Origin of the sequence: Streptomyces sp. FH025, from assembly GCF_017427025.1 — a bacterium.
Lineage (GTDB): Bacteria > Actinomycetota > Actinomycetes > Streptomycetales > Streptomycetaceae > Kitasatospora.
Genome location: NZ_JAFLNG010000808.1, coordinates 1 through 3,114 on the forward strand (window position 1 = coordinate 1; position 3,114 = coordinate 3,114).

General features: G+C 71.3%; 3 protein-coding genes. 1 reads left to right on the forward strand and 2 read right to left on the reverse strand.

Annotated features, from left to right (window positions below; translation table 11 throughout):
- Positions 1-161: 161 nt before the first annotated feature.
- A complete protein-coding gene (locus tag J0670_RS34165; RefSeq protein WP_207816234.1) occupies positions 162-1,109 on the reverse strand; it encodes an ROK family protein in 948 nt (315 codons plus the stop codon).
- Positions 1,110-1,505: 396 nt separating this feature from the next.
- Here J0670_RS34165 and J0670_RS34170 point away from each other — a divergent pair, with 396 nt between their 5' ends.
- The gene (locus J0670_RS34170) at positions 1,506-2,729 is read left to right on the forward strand and encodes an extracellular solute-binding protein (RefSeq protein ID WP_207816235.1); all 1,224 of its coding nucleotides are present in this window, start codon (positions 1,506-1,508) and stop codon (positions 2,727-2,729) included.
- Between the two features lie 31 nt (positions 2,730-2,760).
- Here the strand turns inward: J0670_RS34170 and J0670_RS34175 are convergent, their stop codons facing one another.
- Positions 2,761-3,114: a cupin domain-containing protein gene (locus J0670_RS34175; RefSeq protein ID WP_207816236.1), complete on the reverse strand. Its 354-nt coding sequence runs from the start codon at positions 3,112-3,114 to the stop codon at positions 2,761-2,763.

Below are 3,114 nucleotides of genomic sequence, written 5' to 3' on the forward strand. Positions count from 1 at the left end.
AACGACGGTGAAGCCGGTCAGGTCGAGGTCGCCGGGTTCGGTCTCGCCGCCGAGGCCGGCGATCCGGTCGCCCTCGATGGCCAGGCGGTCGCCCTCGACGACGCCACCGGGCAGGACGAGTCGGGCGCCGGCCAGGGCGGTACGGTCACGGTCCGCGGTGGTCACGCGGTCACCTCCAGTGAGAGCAGATCCCAGGCGAGCAGGCCAGCGCCCAGGGACGCGGCGGTGTCTTTGAGCATGGCGGGTACGACCTTCGGGGGCATCTGGAAGGTCAGCCGCTCGGTGACCGCCGCGCGCAGCGGAGTGAAGAGCGTGTCACCGGCCTCGGCCAGCCCGCCGCCGACGATCACCGTCGACGGGTCGAGCAGGCTCTGGGCGAGCACGATGCCGTCGGCCAGGGCGTCGATCGCGTTCCGCCAGACCGCGAGGGCGCGGTCGTCCCCGGCGTCCACCGCGGCGGCGCAGGATGCCGCGTCGGCGTCGGGGTCGCCGCTGGCCTCGGCCCAGGCGCGGGAGACGGCGGAGGCGGAGGCCAGCGTCTCCAGGCAGCCGCGGGCGCCGCAGCCGCACTGCGGTCCGCCCGGGCGGACCACGACGTGGCCGATCTCGCCGCCGTAGCCGTGCGCTCCGGCCTCGATCCGGCCGCTGATGCCGATGGCGCCGGCGATGCCGGTGCCCAGCGCGATGAACAGGAAGCGGTCGACGCCCCGGCCGGCACCGAGCCGGCCCTCGGCCAGGCCGCCCGAGCGCACGTCGTGGCCGAGGGCCACCGGCATCGCGGTGCCGCCGTCGCCGGTCAGGCGCTCTCCGAGCAGCTTGCGCAGCGGGAGGTCGCGCCAGCCGAGGTTGGCGGAGTAGACCGCGATGCCGTTCTTCTCGTCGATCGTGCCGGGGACGGCGACGCCGGCCGCGAGCGGGGCGGTGCCGAAGCGGCTGCGGCCCTCGTCCGCGAGGTCGGCGGCGAAGTCGAGGATGGCGGCGACGACGGCGTCGGTGCCGTGCTCCCGCCCGGTCGGTCGGCGTGCTTCGAACAGCACGGAGCCGTCCTGGGCGAGCAGCGCGGCCTTCATGCCGGTGCCGCCTACATCGAGTGCGATGACGTGCTTCACGGAGGACAGTTTCCCTTGGGCGGGTCGAAGAGGTCTAGTCCAGTTGTCGGATTGGTCTGGTCCATACTGGGTGAGCTTTGTCTCGACTGCGGGTGGTGTGCGGGGCTTTGCGCCCCGGGTGCGCCGTGGCCGCGCGCGGGCCGGGGCGGCGGGGCGCGGGGCTACGGGCGCGGGGTGTTGCGCATCGTGCAATGAAGCGGGGCACTTCGGTAACTACTCGGCGGGCGGGGCCCAGTGGTGTGGACCAGTGGGCGGACGGTTTGGCAGTGTGGCGCTCCCCCCTGCCGGATTCCCTCCTCCGGCCGTAGTTCATCCCCCCTGAAGGCGGTACCCGCGTTGAACAGGCGCGCCCACGTTCCCACCCGTGTGCTCGGTACTGCGTTGGCCGGAGCCCTGGTGCTCACCGCGGTCAGCGCGTGCGGCGGGCAGAACGACGGGCCGGTCACGCTCAAGCTGGTCGCCGCGGACTACGGGGAGAGCCCCGAGACCAGCTCCAAGCACTACTGGGACGAGGTCGCCAAGGACTTCGAGGCCGCCAACCCCGGCATCAAGGTCCAGGTCGAGGTGGACACCTGGACCGACATCGGCAAGAAGGTCGACGACATGATCGCGGCCGGGAAGTCCCCGGACCTGCTGCAGAGCGGCGGCTTCGCGGAGCAGGTCGCGGCGGACCGGCTGTACACGGCCGCGGACGTGCTCTCGATGGACACCCAGGCGAAGTTCATGGACACCTTCTCGCACGCGGGCCAGGTGCTGGGGACGCAGTACGGGATCCCGTTCGTCTCCTCCTCGCGGGTGCTCTTCTACAACAAGGCGGTCTTCCGGCAGGCGGGGATCGCCCAGCCGCCGACCACCTGGAACGAGCTGCGGCAGGCGGCCGAGAAGATCAAGGCCAAGGTGCCGGGGGTGACCCCGTACGGGCTGCCGCTGGGGCCCGAGGAGGCACCGGCCGAGTCGATGCTGTGGACGCTGAGCGGGGGCGGGAGCCTCTCGGACGACGTCGGCAACTACACCATCGACAGCACCGAGAACCAGGCCACGTTCGGCTGGCTGAAGAACAACCTGGTGAACACCGGGCTGACGTACCCGGACCCGGGCAAGATGAACCGCACGCCGGTGTTCCAGGACTTCGCCTCCGGGAAGGTCGCGATGCTGAACGGGCACCCGACGCTGCTGCGGATGGCGACCGCCGGGAAGATCGACTTCGGGACGGCGCCGATCCCGAAGAAGGACGGCGTCGGCAGGACCGGGAGCCTCGGGGTCGCGGACTGGATGATGGCGTTCAAGGCGAACGGGCACAAGAACGAGATCAAGAAGTTCCTGTCGTTCGTCTACACGCGCGAGAACCAGCTGAAGTTCGACGAGCGGTACAACCTGCTGCCGGTGACGCAGGACGCGTTCAACCAGATGTCGTCCGATCCGAAGCACGAGGACCTCAAGCAGTTCGCGGTCGGGCTGACCAACGCGAGCTTCTACCCGTTCGGGGATCCGGCCTGGGGCGACGTCAGCAACCGGATCAAGGCTGGCATCGGGCAGGCGGTCACGGGGGACCCGAAGCAGGTGCTGGCGGGGATCCAGGACGCGGCGGTGAAGGAGGCGTCCCGGGTCCGCGCCAAGTAGGACCCGGGGCGCCTGCGCCGGGGAGTGGGCCTCAGGGGTTCTCGGGGAGCGTGATGGCGTAGGCCTTGCGGAGGGTCTCGTGGACCGTCCAGGTGGTGCGGTCGCCCTCGCGCAGGACCGCGCAGTCGCCGGGGCCGACGTGCAGGGTCGGGCCGTCCTCGATCTCGACGGTGGCCCGGCCGCTGAGCACCACGAACATCTCGTCGGCCTCGACGTCGGTGACCACGCCCGGGGTGATCTGCCAGATGCCGCGCAGCTGGCGGCCGTCGGGGGACTCGGAGAGGACCTTTCCGGTGACCTCGGGGGTGCCGGAGACGATCTGGGACGGATCGAGGGGCTCGGGGTCGAGGTCGGCGTCGGGGATGTGCAGGGCGAAGCTGGTCAT

Coding starts and splice junctions, on each gene's coding strand:
- J0670_RS34175 (WP_207816236.1), bottom strand. CDS start 3,114: ATGACCAGCTTCGCCCTGCACATCCCCGACGCCGACCTCGACCCCGAG.